Origin of the sequence: Pseudomonas flavocrustae (genome assembly GCF_029872515.1) — a bacterium.
GTDB classification, from domain to species: Bacteria; Pseudomonadota; Gammaproteobacteria; order Pseudomonadales; family Pseudomonadaceae; genus Chryseomonas; species Chryseomonas aestiva.
This window is the reverse complement of record NZ_JAPDIQ010000005.1, coordinates 268,444-285,363: the sequence shown is the minus strand read 5'-3', so window position 1 is coordinate 285,363 and position 16,920 is coordinate 268,444. Positions and strand designations below refer to the sequence as shown.

Below are 16,920 nucleotides of genomic sequence, written 5' to 3'. Positions count from 1 at the left end.
TGCCGAGAGAGGAAGGCGATCGTGCGGGTACTGCTGGTGGAAGACGACGCGGCCCTGGCCCAGGGCATTCGCATGGCTCTGCGCGGCGAGGGCTATACCCTGGACTGGGTGGCTGACGGCCTGGCCGCTGAGCACGCCCTGGCGTCCGAGCGCTTCGACCTGGTGCTGCTGGACCTGGGCCTGCCGCGCCTCGACGGCCTCGACCTGCTGCGCCGCCTGCGCAGCCAGCCCGACGGCCAGGTGCCGGTGCTGGTGCTTACCTCTCGCGACGCCAAGGCCGATCGCATCCAGGGCCTGGATGCCGGCGCCGACGACTACCTGGTCAAGCCCTGCGACCTGGACGAACTCAAGGCACGCCTGCGCGCCCTGATCCGCCGCAGCTGTGGTCGCGCGCAACCGCTGCTGGAGCACGCCGGCATCAGCCTCGATCCGGCCAGCCAGGTGGTGCACTACCACGGCGCCGAGGTGGCGGTGACGCCCATGGAATACCAGCTGCTGCACCAGTTGCTGCTGCGACCGGGCGCCGTCATCACCCGCGAGCGGCTGAGCAACGCCCTCTATGGCTGGCAGGAAGCCGCCTCGGGCAACACCCTGGAAGTGCTCATCCACAACCTGCGCAAGAAACTCGACAGCGGCCTGATCCGCACCGTGCGCGGGGTGGGCTATCTGCTGGAGCGTCAGCCATGATCGCCATCCGCACCCGCATCCTCGCGCCCACCCTGGCCCTGGTGCTGGCCGGCAGCCTGGCCCTCGCGCTGTTGGCCCTGCGCGACAGCCATCGCGAGATCGAGGGCATCTACGACGCCCAGCTGGTCCAGGGCGCGCGCCTGCTGGAAGGCCTGCTGCAGGCCGGCACGCCGGCGGCGGCCAGCTGGCCGGAGCTGATTCGAGTGTTCGATCGGGCCATGCAACCCGTGCCCGGCAGCGTGCCGGCGCACCCTTACGAGAACCAGCTGACCTTCCAGATCTGGACCGCTGATGGTCAGTTGCTGGCTCGTTCCGGCAATGCGCCGCGGCTGACCGAGGTGCCGCCAGAAGGACTGCACGAGGTGTTCGACAACGGACGCGAATGGTGCGGGATGCTGGTGCGTACCGCCGATGGCGGCCTGCGCATCTGGGTCGGCGAGCGCGAGGACCTGCGCCAGGACCTGATCCAGCGCATCGTCAGCCATACCCTCTGGCCGACCCTGGTGGGCCTGCCGCTGCTGGTCGGGGTGCTCTGGCTGCTGCTGGGCTGGGGCCTGCGACCGCTGCAGGACTTCGCCCGCGGCCTGCGCGCGCGTGACCCGCACAGTCTGGCGCCGCTGCCGGGCGGCCCGCTGCCGCCGGAATTGCAACCCATGCGCGGCGCCCTGGATCACCAGCTTGCCCAGTTGCGCGCCCTGCTCGACCGGGAGCGGCGCTTCATCGCCGACGCCGCCCACGAATTGCGTACGCCGCTGGCGATCCTCGACCTGCATGCGCAGAACGCCCAGCGCGCCGAGACGGCCGAGGAACGCGACGAAGCCCTGGGCTATCTGCGCCAGGGCGTCAGCCGGGCCACCCGCCTGGCCAGCCAGCTGCTGACCCTGGCGCGCCTGGAACCCGGCGCCACCCAGGTCCAGGCGCTGGACCTGGAGCCCCTGGTGCGCGAGGAGCTGGCGGAATTGACGCCCCTGGCACTGAAGCGGCAGGTGGAACTGGTATTGGCGGCCCAGGCCGGACCGGCGGTGCTCGGCGATCCGGACGCCATCGCCATCGCCCTGCAGAATCTGGTGACCAACGCCCTGGCCTTCGCCCCCGCCGGCAGTGCGGTGGAAGTCGGCATCGAAACCAGCCAGGACCAGGGCGTCTTGCTGCGGGTGGAGGATCGCGGCCCCGGGGTGGACGAGGCCGAACTGACGCGCTTGTGCGATCGTTTCTACAGCGCCGGCAACCCCCAGGGCGCTGGGCTGGGGCTGGCCATCGTCGAGACCATCACCCGCCGCCTGGGCGGTGCCCTGAGCTTCAGCAATCGGGCGCGGGGCGGCTTTTGCGTGGAGTTGCGCCTGCCGCGCGCGGGCTAGGCCTGCTGGCAACCGCGCGCCAGGACCGGCCGCGCGGGTCGGGTCAGGCGCAGGCCGAGGCCCATCAGCAGCACCACGCCCACCGCCATCAGTAGCCAGGCATTGGCCAGGCTGTCCAGATGGTCGCGCAGGATGCCGGCGGCCAGCGGCGCCAGGCTGGCGATCAGATAGCCACCGCCCTGGACGAAACCGAGCAAGGCACCGGCTTCGGCGGGATCGCGCACCTGGTCCATCGCCAGGATCAGCGACAGCGGAAACAGCGCGCCGATGCCCAGGCCGAGCAGGATGGCGGTCGGCACCGCCAGTTGCAGCGGCGCCAGTGCCAGGCACAGCAACCCCACCAGCACCACGCCGAGCACCCCCAGCACCAGCGGCCGGCGATTGCTCAGCCGGGCGATGGTGGCCGACAGCAGCAGGCCGGCGCTGACCTCGGCGAGACTCACGCCGCCCAGCAGCAGGCCGCTGTCGGCCGGTTGCCAGCCGAGGCCGGTGTAGTACGGCGGCAGCCAGGCCAGCACCAGGGTATAGGCGGCGGTACCGATGCCGAAGAAGGCCAGCAGCAGCCAGGCCTGGCGCTGCCGCCAGGGTTGCGCGCGGGGTGCCGCGTGCTGCGCCGGCGCATCCGGACGCGCCAGGGCCAGCCAGACGCCGAGCGCCAGCAGCACCGGCAGGGTCCAGAGCGCCAGGCCCTGGGCCCAGCCCCACTGTTCGGCCAGGGGCGCGGCGGTGGCCGCCGCCACGGCCGCCCCACCCATGATGCCGGTGGTGTAGAGGCCCATCAGGGTGCTGGTGCGCTGCGGATGGCAGCGACGGATGTAGGCGGGGATCAGCGCCTGTACCAGGGCGATACCGACGCCACCCAGACCGGCGGTGAGGATCAGCCCCAGGCCGCTCGGCTGTTCCCAGCGCAGCGCATTGGCCAGGGCCAGCAGCAGCAGGCCGAGGGCGATGCCACGGCGCTCGCCGAGCCAGGCCTGCAGCCGGGCGCCGCCCAGGGCGCAGAGACCCATGGCGGCGATGGGCAGGGTGGTCAGCGCCCCGGCGCCGCTGCCTTCCAGGCCGGTGGCGGCCTGGATGCCATCCAGCAACGGGCCGATGGCGGCCAGGATGGGTCTGAGGTTGAGGCCGACCAGCAGCACCAGCAGCACGGCGAGAAAGGCGTCCTGGCGCGGCGCGGGTGTGGTCGGGGATGAAGGTGAAGCGGAAAGCATGGACAATCTCCAGAATGACGCGGTATTTCTCTTGATGAGAAGTATCTTAACATCAAGATATATTCCCGAGGTAAGCCGATGGCCGATCGCGCCGAATTCGCCGTGGACCAGTGGCATCGCGAGCGCCCCGACCTGGATGCCCTGCCCATGCGCCTGGTGGGCCGCCTGGGTGAAGTGGCCCAGGTGCTCAATCGCGATGTGCTGCAGCCTTTTTTCGACGAGCACCGACTGCACTATGGCGAGTTCGATGTCCTGGCCACCCTGAGGCGAGCGGGCGAGCCCTACGCCCTGAGTCCCACGGTGCTCTATGAGTCGGCCATGATCTCCTCGGGCGGCATGACCAATCGCCTCGACCGCCTGGAGCGAGCCGGCCTGATCGAGCGGCGCAGGAATCCCGAGGATCGCCGCAGTACCCTGGTGGCCCTCACCGCGGACGGCTTCGCCCTGATCGATGGCCTGATGGCCGCCCACGTCGACAACGAGCGCCGGGCCCTGGCAACCCTCAGCGAGGCCGAGCAGCAGCAGCTGGACGCCCTGCTGGGCAAGTGGCTGGCCAGCCGCGCGACGGCCTGACGCCATGCTCATCGACTTCAGCTCATGCAACGGCTTGCACGCCGTGGCCCAGGACTATGCCCATGGCGAACGGGTGCCGCCCCATAGCCATCGCCAGGCGCAGCTGATCCATGCGCTCTGCGGCATCGTGATCGTCAACACCGCCCAGGGCCGCTGGGTGGTGCCGCCCGGACGGGGCGTCTGGGTGCCCGCCGGCGAAGAGCACGACCTGCACCTGCTGGGCCGCGTCGAGGTGCGCACCCTGTTCGTCGATCCGCAGGTACGGGCCGAGCTGCCGACGCGCTGCCAGCTGATCGCCGTCTCGCCGCTCCTGCGCGAACTCATCCTGGCCGCCCTGCCCCTGCCTGCCGACAGACTTGCCGAAGGGCGCGCCCACCATATTCTGCAGCTGATGCTCGACGAGTTGCAGGGCTCGCCCACCGCCGGACTGCACCTGCCCTGGCCGGGGGATGCCACCCTCGCTGAACTCTGCCGCCACCTGCGCCAGCACCCGGGCGAACGCTGGACGCTGACCGGCGCCGCCGCGCGACTGGCGGTCAGCGAGCGCACCCTGAGCCGACTGTTCCTCAAGGAGACCGGCCTGACCTTCGGCCAGTGGCTGCAGCGGGCGCGACTGGATTCCAGTCTGACCTCCCTGGCCGCCGGCCACGCCATCGTCGACGTCGCCCTGGACCACGGCTACGCCAGCCCCAGTGCCTTCGCTACCCGTTTCCGCCAGGTGCTGGGGGTATCGCCCTCGGCCTATCGCGGCCAGGCGGGTCTGCCCGACGCGGTCAGCCCCGCCGCGCCCTGAGTCCCAGCTCGGCCGGATCGACGAGTCCCAGGGCCGCGCCCTGCTCGGTATTGGCGGCCAGGGCCAGGCGACCGCCATAGGGATGGCGCGGATGAATGGTCAGCTGATTGCAGGCTTCCACCACGCTGGCCACCTCCTCCAGACGGGAGAAGTCGATCCCCGGCGTGATCCCCTGGCTGTAGAGATTCAGCGCCAGGGTCACCAGGTCGACGTTGCCGGTGCGCTCGCCATTGCCGAACAGGCAGCCCTCCACCCGCGTGGCCCCGGCCAGCTGGGCCAGTTCGGCGCAGGCGACGCCGGTGCCGCGGTCGTTGTGCGGATGAACGCTGATGGTCACGTGGGGCGCCGGACCCAGGCCGCGGATGAAGCCCTCGATCTGATCGGCATAGACGTTGGGCGTGGCCACTTCCACCGTCGCCGGCAGATTGAGGATCAGCGGGCGGTCCGCCGACGGCTGCCAGGCCTCGCGCACCGCCTGGCAGATCTCCAGGGCGAAGTCCGCTTCGGTGAAGCAGAAGGTTTCGGGCGAATACTGATAAATCCAGGCCGTCTCCGGCTGGGCGTCGCACAGGGCACGCACCCGCTGGGTACCGGCCACCGCCATGGCCAGGGTGGCGGCGCGATTCTGGTCGAACACCACCCGGCGAAACAGCGGCGCGGTGGCGTTGTAGAGATGAACGATGGCGCGGGGTGCCCCAACCAGGGCCGCGAAGGTGCGCTCGATCAGTTCGCTGCGTGCCGGCGTCATCACCTGCAGCCAGAGATCGTCCGGCAGGCCGTCCGCGGTGACCAGTTCGCGCACGAAATCGAAGTCGGTCTGGGACGCCGCCGGAAAGGCCACCTCGATTTCCCGGTAGCCGATCGCCAGCAACAGGGCGAAGAAGCGCCGCTTGCGCTCCAGCCCCATGGGCTCGATCAGTGCCTGGTTGCCATCGCGCAGGTCGGTTGAGCACCAGCGCGGTGCCTGGGTCAGCTGACGGCCCGGCCATTGGCGGTCGGGTAACGAGGGCGCAGCGAAGGCGCGGTACTTGGTCTGGGGTTGCTTGAGCATGGGGGACTCCAGGGCTGGGCCTCAGAGTCTGACCGCCCCACCGGTCCGCTGCGCTCGCGAGCAGGACAGCCCCCTGCGCGATCCGGACAGCGACGGGCGAAAAAAAAACGCCGGGGAAGGCCCCGGCGGCTTCTCTGTCAGCGCTCCCAGGTCAGCCCACCGAGATGCGCTCCAGCGGCACCGGCTTGAGTCGTGGCGTGAGCACATGGATGACCACGATGGCCACCAGGTAGGCACTGCCGGCGACGATGAAGATCGGCTGGTAGGACTTGAAGATCTCCAGGATGTAGCCGTTGTAGGTGGTCATCAGCATGCCGCCAATGGCGCCGGCGGTACCGCCGATGCCGATCACCGAGGCCACGGCTTCCTTGGGGAAGAGGTCCGACGGCAGCGTCATCAGGTTGGCCGACCAGGCCTGGTGGGCCGCGGCGGCGAGGCCGATGATGCCGACCACCAGCCAGAGGCTGGAGACGAACTGGGCAGTGACGATGGGCACGACCGCCAGGGCGCAGAGCAGCATGGTGGTCTTGCGCGCCAGGTTGGCGCTGCGGCCCAGCTTCATCTGCTTGGAAGAGCCCCAGCCGCCCATCACCGAACCGATGTCGGCGAGGATGTAGATGGCGATCAGCGGCGGACCGAAGGATTTCAGATTCAAGCCGTAGGTCTTGCCGAGAAAGTCCGGCAGCCAGAACAGGTACAGCCACCAGATCGGATCGGTGAGGAACTTGCCGGCGGCATAGGCCCAGGTCTCGCGGAAGGTCAGCAGCTTGAACCAGGAGATCTTGGTCGGGGCGCTCGGGGTGGCCGCCACCGGGGAGCCGTCGTCGGCCTGGATGTAGGCCAGCTCTTCACGACTCACCTTGGGGTGCTCGTGGGGACGGCGATAGATCAGCAGCCAGGCGATCAGCCACAGGGCGGTGACGATGCCGATGGAGATGAAGGCCGCGCGCCAGCCCCAGGCCAGGGTGATGGCCGGAACCAGCAAAGGTGTGATGATCGGACCCATGGCGGTGCCGGCGTTGAACAACCCGGTGGCCTGGGCACGTTCCTTTTGCGGAAACCATTCCGACACCGCCTTGAGGCTGGCCGGAAAGCTTCCGGACTCGCCGAAGCCGAGGGTGAAGCGCACCAGCACGAAGTGGGTGACGGTATGGGCGATGCCGTGACCGATGCTGGCGATGGTCCAGATGGTGAAAGCCAGGGCATAGCCGATGCGCACCCCGACCTTGTCGATGATGCGGCCAAAGGTCAGGAAGCCGATGGCATAGGCGCACTGGAACCAGAACACGATCTTGGCGTAGTCGGTCTCCGTCCAGCCCAGGTCCGCCTGCAGCGTGGGCTTGAGGATGCCGATCATCTGGCGATCGATGTAGTTGATGCCGATGGCGATGAACAGCAGGGCGCAGATCAGCCAGCGGTAGCGGGTGATGCGGGAGGCTTGCTGGGTAGCGGCGACGGGCGGGACCTGCGGCCGCAGGGCGGACTCCGTCTCGGGAGTGACCTGGATAGTCATTGAATGGGCTTCCTGACTTGTTGTTATTGACCGGCGTGAACCGGGGTCGTTGGAAAGCTGTTACCAGATATTCATATGACATCGTATGAGTGACTTTCGAAGGTGTCAATCCACCCAAAGCAGAGTGGTCAGACATCTCTCAAGAGGCTAGACGCGGGCCTCTCAAGCCCGCCTTGGTACTCGCGCCTGGCACCCGCCCGGCCCGTGGACACCGCCGTGAAGAATCTGTGACGCGCCTGGCACTTTCTCATCCCGGGTCGTCTAATGCCGGTCTTTGAAGCGAAGCCGTCGCCTCATCCCTCCTGCCGAGCCTGCCGTGCCTGTCGCCGACATCCCTTCCCTGCTGGCGCGCCTTGCCGAGCTGGAGCAGAGCAATCAGCAGCTGCGCCAGCAGCTCGACGCCCGCGTTGCGCCTCCTGAAAACAGCACGACCCTGGCCAGCGAACGCTACCAGTTCCTGTTCAACGCCATGGATGAAGGCTTCTGCATCATCGAATTCATCGACGGCCCCCTTGGGCCGCTGAGCGACTACGTGCATGTCGAGGCCAATCCGGCCTATGCCGCCCATGCCGGCATTCCCAACGTGGTGGGCCAGAAGTTGCGCGACATGGTCGGCGACGAGGCCCAGGCCTGGCTGGATCGCTATGGCCATGTGCTGCGTACGGGCGAAGCCATCCGCTTCGAGCAGGAACTGGTGGCCACCGGGCGCTACCTGGAGCTGACCGCCTTTCGCATCGAGCCGGCCAGCCGCCGCCAGGTCGCCGTGCTGTTCCAGGACATCACCCCACGCAAGCGCGCCGAGGTGGCCCTGCGGCAACTCAACGAAACCCTCGAAGAGCGGGTGCAGGCGGCGCTGGTCGCCAATCGCATCCTGGCCAACGTGGTGGACGCCGCCAGCTCCATGATCCACGTACTGGACTTCGATTTCCGCTGGCTGGCGGTCAACGGCTCCGGCGCCGAGGTGTTCGAAGAGGTGATCGGGGTAAGGCCGCGCATCGGCGACTCCTTCAGCGAAAGCCTGAAGCGGCGGCCTGACCTGCGTGACGGCATCCTCGCGTACTGGCGCCGCGCCTTCGCCGGCGAGACGTTCAGCACCATCATCTCGGTGCACAGGGGATCGCTGCAGCATCATTACGAATTGCAATTCAGTCCGCTGCTCGACGCCGAGGGCCAGCGCATCGGCGCCTATCAGTTCGCCTATGACGTCACCGAGCGCCTCAACGAGCAGGAGCGCATCCGGCTCATGGAAGAAGCCCTGCGGCAATCGCAGAAGATGGAGGCCGTCGGCCAGCTCACCGGTGGCATCGCCCATGACTTCAACAACCTGCTGACCGGCATCCTCGGTTCGCTGGAATTGCTCGACCTGCGCCTGCGCCAGGGCCGGCTGCAGGACCTCGAGCGCTACACCGGCACCGCCCGCAGCGCCGCCCAGCGCGCCGCCGCCCTGACCCACCGGTTGCTGGCCTTTTCCCGTCGCCAGACCCTGGATCCGCAGCCGGTGGCCCTGGAGCAACTGGTCATCGGTCTGGAAGACCTCATCCAGCGCAGCATCGGCCCGCAGATCGCCCTGGAGCGCGAGGCCGATCCCAGGCTCTGGCTGACCCACATCGACGGCGCGCAGCTGGAAAACGCCCTGCTCAACCTCTGCCTCAACGCCCGCGACGCCATGCCCGACGGCGGGCGCATCCGTATCGTCCTGAGCAACGAGCGCCTGGACGAGACCCAGGCCGAGCGCCAGGCGCTGCCCCCGGGTGACTATGTGCGCCTGAGCGTGGGCGATACCGGCAGCGGCATGAGCGACGAGGTGCTCGACAGGGCCTTCGACCCCTTCTTCACCACCAAACCCATTGGCCAGGGCACCGGCCTGGGATTGTCCATGGTGCACGGCTTCGTGCTGCAGTCGGGTGGCGAGATCCGCATCGACTCCGCGCCCGGCGCCGGTACCTGGGTACATCTCTATCTGCCGCGCCAGCGCCTGGCACCGGTGGCCAGCGCGCCGATCTATCCCGAGCTCGAACCCAGCCGGCCCGGCCGGGGCGAGACCATCCTGGTGGTGGATGACGAGCCGACCATCCGCACCCTGCTGGTGGATGCCATGCTCGCCCAGGGCTACCAGGTGCTGGAGGCAGCCGATGCCGCCACCGCCCTGGCACTGGTCACGTCTGCTACCCCTCTGGATCTGCTGGTGACCGACGTCGGCCTGCCGGGGACGCTCAATGGCCGCCAGCTGGCCGATGCCTTGCGCCGGCTACGGCCGCAGTTGCCGGTGCTGTTCATCACCGGCTATGCCGAGGCCAATGTCATCGGGGACGGCGATCTCGACGCCGGCATGCGGGTCCTGACCAAGCCCTTCACCCTGGATACCCTTGAGCGACGGATCCAGGCGATGCTGCAGCCGTCCTGAGCGGCGACCGGGCAACATGTGATAGCTCTTTGCTATCATCCGCCCTCTGCGTCGCTACCCGTGCCCTCGCCCATGGACAAGCTCTCCCTGCTTCACCTGCTGCTGATCTTTACCACCATCGCCTGCATGGCCCTGCTGGCCGAGTTGATTCGCTAGCGGCGTTAAGGCAGCCATAAGGCGGGCGGTGGCAAGCTCTCCTCCATGCCGAAAGGCATCGTAGAAGCTGACATCTGCGCTTTTAGCCCGGGAGGATCCCGGGCTTTTTTTTCGCGTCGACAAAATGCGCAGCAGTCCACGGGTCCGCGCTTTGCCACTGCAGCGCCCTCTGCCGGGCCTGGCAAGATGAGGCTCAGGTCCAGGAGGGACAGTCATGATCACCAGGATGCCGTCAGCCCACGCTCAGTCGCTCGCCTTCGATGTCTGCCCCCTCGGCGCCGACGTCCAGTCCCTGTCCATCGATCTGCTCCGCCAGGGCTTTCTGGCGCTGGATCATCATGGCCAGCTGGACATGAGTCGCGAGCTCAAGCGCCAGTTGCGCGAGCGGCTGGTCGAACAACTGGATGCCCAGCTGCCCGCGGTCGCGGCCGCCGCGCTGGAACGCTCCACCCCGCAACCGCAGGCCTTGCCGCAGCGTCGCAGCCGCGGCGGCTGACCGTCCCTTTCAGTCCCGATAATCCGGCTCCAGCCGCAGCAGCTGGCGCTTCACGCTTTCCAGATGCAGCCGGGCGCTGTCGGCGTTGCCCTGCAGCAGCTGCTGGCAGGCGGCGTGCGCGATGGCCGGTGCCACTGGCTTCAACGGCCGGCCGCTGGCCATGGCCTTGAGTTGCACCTCGGCGGCGCGCTCCAGGTAGTAGAGATCATCCCAGGCCTCGGCGATGCTCGGTCCCAGCACCAGCGGTCCGTGATTCTTCAGCATGACCACCGCCGCGTCACCCGCCGCCCGGGCAATGCGTTCGCCTTCGGCCGCATCCAGCGCCAGGCCGTTGTAGTCCTCGTCCACGCTCAGGCGGTCATAGAACTTCAGCGCGGTCTGCCCGGCCCAGACGAAGGGGTCGCCCTCCAGCAGGCAGAGCGCCGTGGCGTGGGGCATATGGGTGTGGAAGGCCGCCCGCGCCTGGGGATTGAGCCGGTGCAGCTGGGCATGGATATAAAAGGCGGTGGCCTCGGGTGCCCCCTCCCCCACGACCACACCGCCCGCGAAGTCGCAGATCAGCAGCGCGGACGCCGTAACCTCGGCGAAGGCCAGGCCATAGGGATTGACCAGGAACAGGTCGTCGTGGCCGGGCACCACGAAGGAAAAGTGATTGCAGATCCCCTCGCCCAGGCCCAGGCGGGCGGCCATGCGAAAACAGGCGGCGAGATCGATGCGGGCCTGGCGGATGACCGGGGTATCCAGATCAGGGTGACGGGTAGCGGCGACGGTACTCTCGAAGGCGTGGGCCATGGGCAGCTCCTTGGACGGGGACCCAGCCGTTGCACAAAGGATGCCGCCCCCCTGTCACGGCGTTGTCATCATAAAATTGCAGCAATCCCTTGTTACATCTCTGCTGTCTTTCCACCTGCGCAGAGAATCTTCCATGACGCTCCTTCCTACCCGTCTTGCCCGTGCCTGCAGTCTCGCCCTACTTGCCAGCTCGGCCGTCATGGCCGCGGAACCGGCGCGCAACGTCATCCTCTTCATCCCCGATGGCCTGCGCGCCAACATCGTCGATGCCCAGACCGCACCGAATCTGGCCCAGCTGCGGCGCGAGGGCGTGAACTTCCAGAACAGCCACTCGCTGTTCCCGACCTTCACCACGCCCAATGCCTCGGCCCTGGCCACCGGGCACTACCTGGGCGACACCGGGGATTTCAGTAACACGATCTACACCGCCTTCCCGGTTCCAGGGGCGAACAACAGCGTCACACCCTTCCTGGAAAACGACGAGGTCCTGGGCGACGTCGACGAACATTTCGCCGGCAACTACCTGGACGAGGAAACCCTGCTCGCCGCCGCGCGCCAGGCGGGCCTCTCCACCGCCGCCGTCGGCAAGCTCGGCCCGGTGGCCATCCAGGACGTAACCGCCCGCGACGGCGAGAAGACGGTGATCGTCGACGACTCCACCGGCCATCCCACCGGCATTCCCCTGAGCGCGGCCATGCAGGACGCCCTGAAACAGGCCGGTCTGCCGCTGGAAGCCCCGAGCCGGGGCGCCAACGGCAAGGCCGGCAACGCCACCATGCCTGGCACCCTGAGCGCCAACGTCGAGCAGCAGCGCTACTTCCTCGATGTCACCAACCAGGTGCTGCTGCCGCGCTTCAAGGAAAGCGGCAAGCCCTTCGTGCTGGTGTTCTGGTCGCGCGATCCCGACGGCACCCAGCACAACCAGGGCGACAGCCTGGGCAAGGTCACCCCGGGCATCAACGGCCCCACCAGCCTGGCCGCCATCCGCAACGTCGATGCCAACCTTGGCGCCCTGCGCGCCCGGCTGAAGGAACTGGGCCTGGACGGCAACACCGACATCTTCGTCAGCGCCGACCACGGCTTCTCCACCATTTCCAAGGAGAGCAAGACCAGTCCGGCGGCCAAGGCCAGCTACCCCGACGTGCCCAAGGGGCAGCTGCCGCCCGGCTTCCTCGCCCTGGATCTCGCCGCCGCGCTGAACTTGCCGCTGCTCGATCCGGACGCCAAGGGCGCTGCGGTGGCGATGGACCAGGGCCAGCACCCGAGCAAGGCCAATGGCCTGATCGGCCCCGACGCGGCCAAGCCGGAGGTGGTGGTGGCGGCCAACGGCGGTTCGGACCTGGTCTATCTGCCCCAGGGCGATGCCAAGGCGCTGGCGCCCAAGGTGGTCGCGGCGCTGCTCAAGCAGGATTACGTCAGCGGCCTGTTCGTCGACGACGACCTGGGCAAGATCCCCGGCACCCTGCCGCTCTCGGCGATCAACCTCAAGGGCTCGGCGCTCACCCCCTATCCGGCCATCGTGGTCAACTTCCGCTCCTATGACAGCGGCTGCGGCAAACCCGACGTCTGCGCCGTGGAAGTGGCCGACACCGGGCTGCAGCAGGGCCAGGGCATGCACGGCAGCTTCAGCCGCGGCGATACCCACAACTTCATGGCGGCCATCGGTCCGGACTTCCGCAAGGGCTTCGTCGACCTGAGTCCGGTCAGCAACGCCGACGTTGGACAGACCCTGGCGCACCTGCTGCACCTGGAGATCCCGGCCAAGGGGCAACTGGTCGGCCGGGTGATCGGCGAGAGTCTGGAGGGCGGCAAGCCGGTCAAGGCCAGCCATCAGGTGCAGCGCTCGGCACCGGCGGCGGGCGGGCTGGTCACCGAACTCAAGACCCAGAATGTCGGCGACACCCGCTACTTCGATGCCGCCGGCTTCAAGGGACGCTCGGTCGGGCTGTGATCCATGCCTAGAGGCTAAGGGTGCCGCGGATGCAGTCCTGCACCGCGCCCCCCACCCAGATGCGGTCGGCGATACGGGCTACCCGTACCCGGCCGCGCCGGCCCAGCGCCGTGCCCTGGCTGGCCAGATAGCGCTCCGGCGCCAGGCCCGCCGGGATCAGCCACTGCGCCAGGCTGGCGTTGAGGCTACCGGTGACCGGATCTTCGGCGAATTCCTCGCCCATCAGGGCGCGCACCTCGAATTGCGCCTCGGCATCGCTGCCCGTCCAGGGGGCGATCAGGCCGACGTTGAGGCCTTCCAGGGCGGCATAGTCCGGGCGGATCGCCAGCAAGTCCTCACGACTCTCCAGGAGCACCGCGACCCAGCCGGGACCGTTGTCGGCCCACTGGCTGGCCTGGATGCGTTCCGGCGAAAGACCGGTGCCGCGGGCGATGCGTGCCAGGACCTCGGGCTCCACCGCGCCGCCTCGCACCAGCGGCGGCGCGGCAAAGGCCAGTTCCTCTCCGGCGGCACGGATCGCCACCAGGCCGGCGCCGCATTCCTGGATCACCTCGCCGCCCTTGGGTCGTCCGCCTTCACGCAACCAGACATGGCAGCTACCCAGGGTCGGATGACCGGCGAAGGGCAGCTCGCGCTGCGGGGTGAAGATGCGCACCCGGTAGTCCGCCGCGGGATCGGTGGGTTCGAGGAGAAAGGTGGTCTCCGACAGGTTGGTCCAGCGCGCCAGGGCGGCCATCTGCGCGGTGGAAAGCCCATCGGCGCCACAGACCACCGCCAGAGCATTGCCCTCCAGGGGGCGCTGGGCGAAGACATCGACCTGATGAAAGACGAGGGACATGACGGCGGACTCCTGGGGCAAAGAGCCGATTGTCCGCGGTCGGCAGGCGCTAGGAACAGCCACAGCCAGGTGGCCAAGGGGCCGTACAGAAGGGTGTTGCGCGTGGGATTCGCGTGGAAAACGCTGCGCGGTTTTCCACTCTACGGTGTTGCCCTACGGCATCGACGCGGGGCTTGCCCTCACCCCAGCCCTCTCCCCGAGGGAGGGGGGGGCGGTTCCGAGCGCAGGGTGGCGCCGCGCACGAATCACGGGTCACCCGTAGGTTGGCGCTGAGCGCAGCGAAGCCCAACGGTCGGACCACCCGCCCTCACCCCAGCCCTCTCCCCGAGGGAGAGGGGGCGGTTCCGAGCGCAGGGCGGCGCCGCGCACGAATCACCGGTCACCCGTAGGTTGGCGCTGAGCGCAGCGAAGCCCAACAGGGGCGTCCGCCCTCACCCCGAAGGAAAGGGCAGTCCCTCACTCCACCGCTGGTCGCCCGAAAATTCGGGTTACCGCATCCAGGTGCGCGGCCATGGCCTGGCGGGCGGCGTCGGGGTCGTGGGCTTCCAGGGCGTCGAGGATGGCGAGGTGCTCCTGCTGGGAGCGGTCGGGCATGTCTTCCGGGGTGTAGCGGCGCTGCAGGAGCTGGAACATGCTGCCGTAGCGATGGCCGAGCAGATGGCGCAGCAGCAGGGCATAGGCCGAGTTACCGCTGGCCTGGGCGATGCGGATATGGAACAGCCGGTCGCCGGGATGGGTGGTGGAGCCCAGGCGGTTGTCCTCGACGTTGCGACCATAGGCAGCGCGGATGCCGGCCAGTTCGCTTGCGCTGGCGTGCCGGGCGGCCAGGGCGGCGGCTTCCGGTTCCACCAGGCGGCGCGCCTGCAGCAGGGCGAAGGGCGGGATCTCGGCGTCCAGATCCAGCGCCAGGCTCAGCTCCGGATCCATCTCCGCCCACTGGCCGCGCCCGGCCAGCTCCAGTACCGGGGTGTCCGGTGGCGGCGGGGCGCTGGGGGCGCAGACTCGCACACCGTCGCCGACGCGCACGTCCACCAGGCCGATCACCTCCAGGGCGATCAGCGCCTCGCGCACCGAGGCGCGACTCACCCCCAGTTGCTTGGCCAGTTCGCGCTCGGCGGGCAGGCAACTGCCCGGCGGGTATTCGCCGCCGTCGATAAGGGCGCGCAACTGGTCGGCGATCTGCCGGTAAAGCCGTGGTTTTTCAATCACCTGAAGGGGCATGGCGGTCTCGTCTCATGCAGCTCGCGCAGTCTGCCGCGAAAAAATCCTTGCCTGAGAGCCTAGCAGGGTCTAAACAATAGGACCAATGGCCTGACCATTGACCGCTGGCGGTCGGGCACCTCACAACAATAAGCAGCCAAGAGGTCTCCACATGAGTCACGCAGGCAAACGCGTCCTGGTTACCGCCGCCGGCCAGGGGATCGGCCGGGCCACCGCCCTCGCCTTCCATCGCGCCGGTGCCGAGGTCATCGCCACCGACATCAATGCCGCCGCCCTGGACAGCCTCGAAGGGCTGCAGACCCGGGTGCTCGACGTCACCGACGCGGCCGCCGTGACCGCCCTGGTCGCCGAGCTGGGTAGCTTCGACGTGCTGTTCAACTGCGCCGGCTATGTCCACGCCGGCAGCATCCTCGATTGCGACGAAGAGGCCTGGCGCTTCTCCTTCGAACTCAATGCCACCGCCATGTACCGGATGATCCGCGCCGTGCTGCCCGGCATGCTGGCCCAGGGCGGCGGCTGCATCATCAACATGGCCTCGATCGCCTCCAGCCTCAAGGGCGTGGCCAATCGCTGCGCCTATGGCGCCAGCAAGGCGGCGGTGATCGGCCTGACCAAGTCGGTGGCCGCCGACTACGTCGGCCAGGGCATCCGCTGCAACGCCATCTGCCCCGGCACCGTGGATTCCCCCTCGCTGCACCAGCGCATCGCCGACCAGGCCGCCCGCGAAGGCCGCAGCGAAGCCGAGGTGCAGGCCGCCTTCGCCGCCCGCCAGCCGATGGGTCGCGTCGGTCGGCCGGAGGAGATCGCCGCCCTCGCCCTGTATCTTGCCTCCGACGCCGCCGCCTTCGTCACCGGGACCGCCCAGGTGATCGATGGTGGCTGGAGCGTCTGACGCCGTTTTTCGTCCGCACCCTTTTCCCCTCATAGGAGCTCCGATGAAACTCTTGCGCTACGGCCCCCAGGGCCAGGAAAAACCCGGTCTGCTGGATGCCCAGGGCCGGCTTCGCGATCTCTCCGGCCAGGTGGCCGACCTCGCCGGCGAAGCGCTCGGCGCCGAGTCCCTGGCCCGCTTGCGCCAGCTGGACCCAAACAGTCTGCCGCTGGTGGACGGCACCCCGCGCCTGGGCCCCTGCGTGGGTCGGGTCGGCAAGTTCATCTGCATCGGTCTCAACTACGCCGACCACGCCGCCGAATCCGGCCTGGACGTACCCAAGGAACCGGTGGTGTTCAACAAGTGGACCAGCGCCATCTGCGGTCCCAACGACGCGGTGCAGATCCCCCGCGACTCGACCAAGACCGACTGGGAAGTGGAGCTGGGCGTGGTGATCGGCAAGGCCGGACGCTACATCGACGAGGCCAATGCCCTGGACCATGTGGCCGGCTATTGCGTGGTCAACGACGTCTCCGAGCGCGAGTGGCAACTCGAACGCGGCGGCACCTGGGACAAGGGCAAGGGCTTCGACACCTTCGGCCCGCTCGGCCCCTGGCTGGTCACCGCCGACGAGGTGGCCGATCCGCAAAATCTCGATCTCTGGCTGGAGGTGGACGGCCACCGCTACCAGAACGGCAACACCCGCACCATGATCTTCACGGTGGCCCAGATCATCGCCTACCTCAGCCGCTGCATGAGCCTGCAACCGGGTGACGTCATCTCCACCGGCACCCCGCCGGGCGTGGGCATGGGCGTCAAGCCGCAGTCGGTGTACCTCAAGCCCGGCCAGGAAATGCGCCTGGGCATTCAGGGCCTGGGCGAGCAGCACCAGCGCACCGTCGCCGCCGACTAGACCCGACAGCCCCATCCCTGCCTATCAGCCTCCCCGTGCCCGCTTTCATCGAGCGGGCACGGGGCCGGGCTCGCTCAGCCCGCGAAATCCCC

General features: G+C 68.4%; 15 protein-coding genes. 9 read left to right on the top strand and 6 right to left on the bottom strand.

Features of this window, described 5'->3' with window-relative positions:
* The first annotated feature begins 21 nt into the window (after positions 1 to 21).
* Both OMP44_RS13645 and OMP44_RS13640 read left to right on the top strand, forming a co-directional pair.
* A complete protein-coding gene (locus OMP44_RS13645) occupies positions 22 to 687 on the top strand; it encodes a response regulator (RefSeq protein WP_044341620.1) in 666 nt (221 codons plus the stop codon).
* A complete protein-coding gene (locus OMP44_RS13640) occupies positions 684 to 2,045 on the top strand; it encodes an ATP-binding protein (RefSeq protein WP_187980293.1) in 1,362 nt (453 codons plus the stop codon). The genes OMP44_RS13645 and OMP44_RS13640 overlap by 4 nt, the downstream gene beginning before the upstream one ends.
* On the opposite strand, the gene OMP44_RS13635 is transcribed toward OMP44_RS13640, so the two are convergent.
* Positions 2,042 to 3,256, bottom strand: a complete 1,215-nt coding sequence (locus OMP44_RS13635) for an MFS transporter (RefSeq protein ID WP_273863035.1) — start codon at positions 3,254 to 3,256, stop codon at positions 2,042 to 2,044. The two genes, OMP44_RS13640 and OMP44_RS13635, sit on opposite strands and share 4 nt — an antisense overlap.
* Positions 3,257 to 3,334: 78 nt before the next feature.
* Between OMP44_RS13635 and OMP44_RS13630 the strand changes: the two genes are divergently transcribed.
* A complete protein-coding gene (locus OMP44_RS13630) occupies positions 3,335 to 3,829 on the top strand; it encodes a MarR family winged helix-turn-helix transcriptional regulator (RefSeq protein WP_187980294.1) in 495 nt (164 codons plus the stop codon).
* A gap of 4 nt (positions 3,830 to 3,833) precedes the next feature.
* Complete coding sequence (locus OMP44_RS13625; RefSeq protein ID WP_187980295.1) at positions 3,834 to 4,622, top strand: AraC family transcriptional regulator; 789 nt, start codon at positions 3,834 to 3,836, stop codon at positions 4,620 to 4,622.
* Here OMP44_RS13625 and OMP44_RS13620 read toward each other — a convergent pair.
* Both OMP44_RS13620 and OMP44_RS13615 read right to left on the bottom strand, forming a co-directional pair.
* Positions 4,603 to 5,673: a 2-isopropylmalate synthase gene (locus OMP44_RS13620; RefSeq protein ID WP_280308882.1), complete on the bottom strand. Its 1,071-nt coding sequence runs from the start codon at positions 5,671 to 5,673 to the stop codon at positions 4,603 to 4,605. The genes OMP44_RS13625 and OMP44_RS13620 overlap by 20 nt on opposite strands.
* Positions 5,674 to 5,824: 151 nt before the next feature.
* The gene (locus OMP44_RS13615; protein WP_133861371.1) at positions 5,825 to 7,186 is read right to left on the bottom strand and encodes an MFS transporter; all 1,362 of its coding nucleotides are present in this window, start codon (positions 7,184 to 7,186) and stop codon (positions 5,825 to 5,827) included.
* A gap of 316 nt (positions 7,187 to 7,502) precedes the next feature.
* On the opposite strand from OMP44_RS13615, the gene OMP44_RS13610 reads away from it, so the two are divergent.
* Together OMP44_RS13610 and OMP44_RS13605 are read left to right on the top strand one after the other, a co-directional pair.
* A complete protein-coding gene (locus OMP44_RS13610; protein WP_280308880.1) occupies positions 7,503 to 9,590 on the top strand; it encodes a PAS domain-containing protein in 2,088 nt (695 codons plus the stop codon).
* Between the two features lie 370 nt (positions 9,591 to 9,960).
* Positions 9,961 to 10,242: a hypothetical protein gene (locus OMP44_RS13605; RefSeq protein WP_187980298.1), complete on the top strand. Its 282-nt coding sequence runs from the start codon at positions 9,961 to 9,963 to the stop codon at positions 10,240 to 10,242.
* A gap of 9 nt (positions 10,243 to 10,251) precedes the next feature.
* Here OMP44_RS13605 and OMP44_RS13600 read toward each other — a convergent pair whose 3' ends face one another.
* On the bottom strand, positions 10,252 to 11,034 hold the full coding sequence (locus tag OMP44_RS13600; RefSeq protein WP_187980299.1) for an aldolase: 783 nt from the start codon (positions 11,032 to 11,034) through the stop codon (positions 10,252 to 10,254).
* Positions 11,035 to 11,167: 133 nt separating this feature from the next.
* On the opposite strand from OMP44_RS13600, the gene OMP44_RS13595 reads away from it, so the two are divergent.
* Entirely contained in the window at positions 11,168 to 12,985 is a 1,818-nt protein-coding gene (locus OMP44_RS13595) for an alkaline phosphatase family protein (protein WP_280308876.1), read from the top strand.
* A gap of 7 nt (positions 12,986 to 12,992) precedes the next feature.
* Here the strand turns inward: OMP44_RS13595 and OMP44_RS13590 are convergent, their stop codons facing one another.
* Positions 12,993 to 13,823, bottom strand: coding sequence for a PhzF family phenazine biosynthesis protein (locus OMP44_RS13590; RefSeq protein ID WP_187980301.1), 831 nt, complete (start codon positions 13,821 to 13,823; stop codon positions 12,993 to 12,995).
* A gap of 456 nt (positions 13,824 to 14,279) precedes the next feature.
* Entirely contained in the window at positions 14,280 to 15,044 is a 765-nt protein-coding gene (locus tag OMP44_RS13585) for a FadR/GntR family transcriptional regulator (protein WP_280308874.1), read from the bottom strand.
* A gap of 151 nt (positions 15,045 to 15,195) precedes the next feature.
* On the opposite strand from OMP44_RS13585, the gene OMP44_RS13580 reads away from it, so the two are divergent.
* Both OMP44_RS13580 and OMP44_RS13575 read left to right on the top strand, forming a co-directional pair.
* Positions 15,196 to 15,936, top strand: a complete 741-nt coding sequence (locus OMP44_RS13580; protein WP_133861378.1) for an SDR family oxidoreductase — start codon at positions 15,196 to 15,198, stop codon at positions 15,934 to 15,936.
* Between the two features lie 43 nt (positions 15,937 to 15,979).
* Positions 15,980 to 16,828 (top strand): ureidoglycolate lyase, encoded by an 849-nt coding sequence (locus OMP44_RS13575; RefSeq protein ID WP_108582447.1) that lies wholly within the window; start codon positions 15,980 to 15,982, stop codon positions 16,826 to 16,828.
* Positions 16,829 to 16,920 lie beyond the last annotated feature (92 nt).

Coding starts and splice junctions, on each gene's coding strand:
- OMP44_RS13625 (WP_187980295.1), top strand. CDS start 3,834: ATGCTCATCGACTTCAGCTCATGCAACGGCTTGCACGCCGTGGCCCAG.
- OMP44_RS13640 (WP_187980293.1), top strand. CDS start 684: ATGATCGCCATCCGCACCCGCATCCTCGCGCCCACCCTGGCCCTGGTG.
- OMP44_RS13615 (WP_133861371.1), bottom strand. CDS start 7,186: ATGACTATCCAGGTCACTCCCGAGACGGAGTCCGCCCTGCGGCCGCAG.
- OMP44_RS13635 (WP_273863035.1), bottom strand. CDS start 3,256: ATGCTTTCCGCTTCACCTTCATCCCCGACCACACCCGCGCCGCGCCAG.
- OMP44_RS13620 (WP_280308882.1), bottom strand. CDS start 5,673: ATGCTCAAGCAACCCCAGACCAAGTACCGCGCCTTCGCTGCGCCCTCG.
- OMP44_RS13580 (WP_133861378.1), top strand. CDS start 15,196: ATGAGTCACGCAGGCAAACGCGTCCTGGTTACCGCCGCCGGCCAGGGG.
- OMP44_RS13575 (WP_108582447.1), top strand. CDS start 15,980: ATGAAACTCTTGCGCTACGGCCCCCAGGGCCAGGAAAAACCCGGTCTG.
- OMP44_RS13595 (WP_280308876.1), top strand. CDS start 11,168: ATGACGCTCCTTCCTACCCGTCTTGCCCGTGCCTGCAGTCTCGCCCTA.
- OMP44_RS13585 (WP_280308874.1), bottom strand. CDS start 15,044: ATGCCCCTTCAGGTGATTGAAAAACCACGGCTTTACCGGCAGATCGCC.
- OMP44_RS13600 (WP_187980299.1), bottom strand. CDS start 11,034: ATGGCCCACGCCTTCGAGAGTACCGTCGCCGCTACCCGTCACCCTGAT.
- OMP44_RS13605 (WP_187980298.1), top strand. CDS start 9,961: ATGATCACCAGGATGCCGTCAGCCCACGCTCAGTCGCTCGCCTTCGAT.
- OMP44_RS13630 (WP_187980294.1), top strand. CDS start 3,335: ATGGCCGATCGCGCCGAATTCGCCGTGGACCAGTGGCATCGCGAGCGC.
- OMP44_RS13590 (WP_187980301.1), bottom strand. CDS start 13,823: ATGTCCCTCGTCTTTCATCAGGTCGATGTCTTCGCCCAGCGCCCCCTG.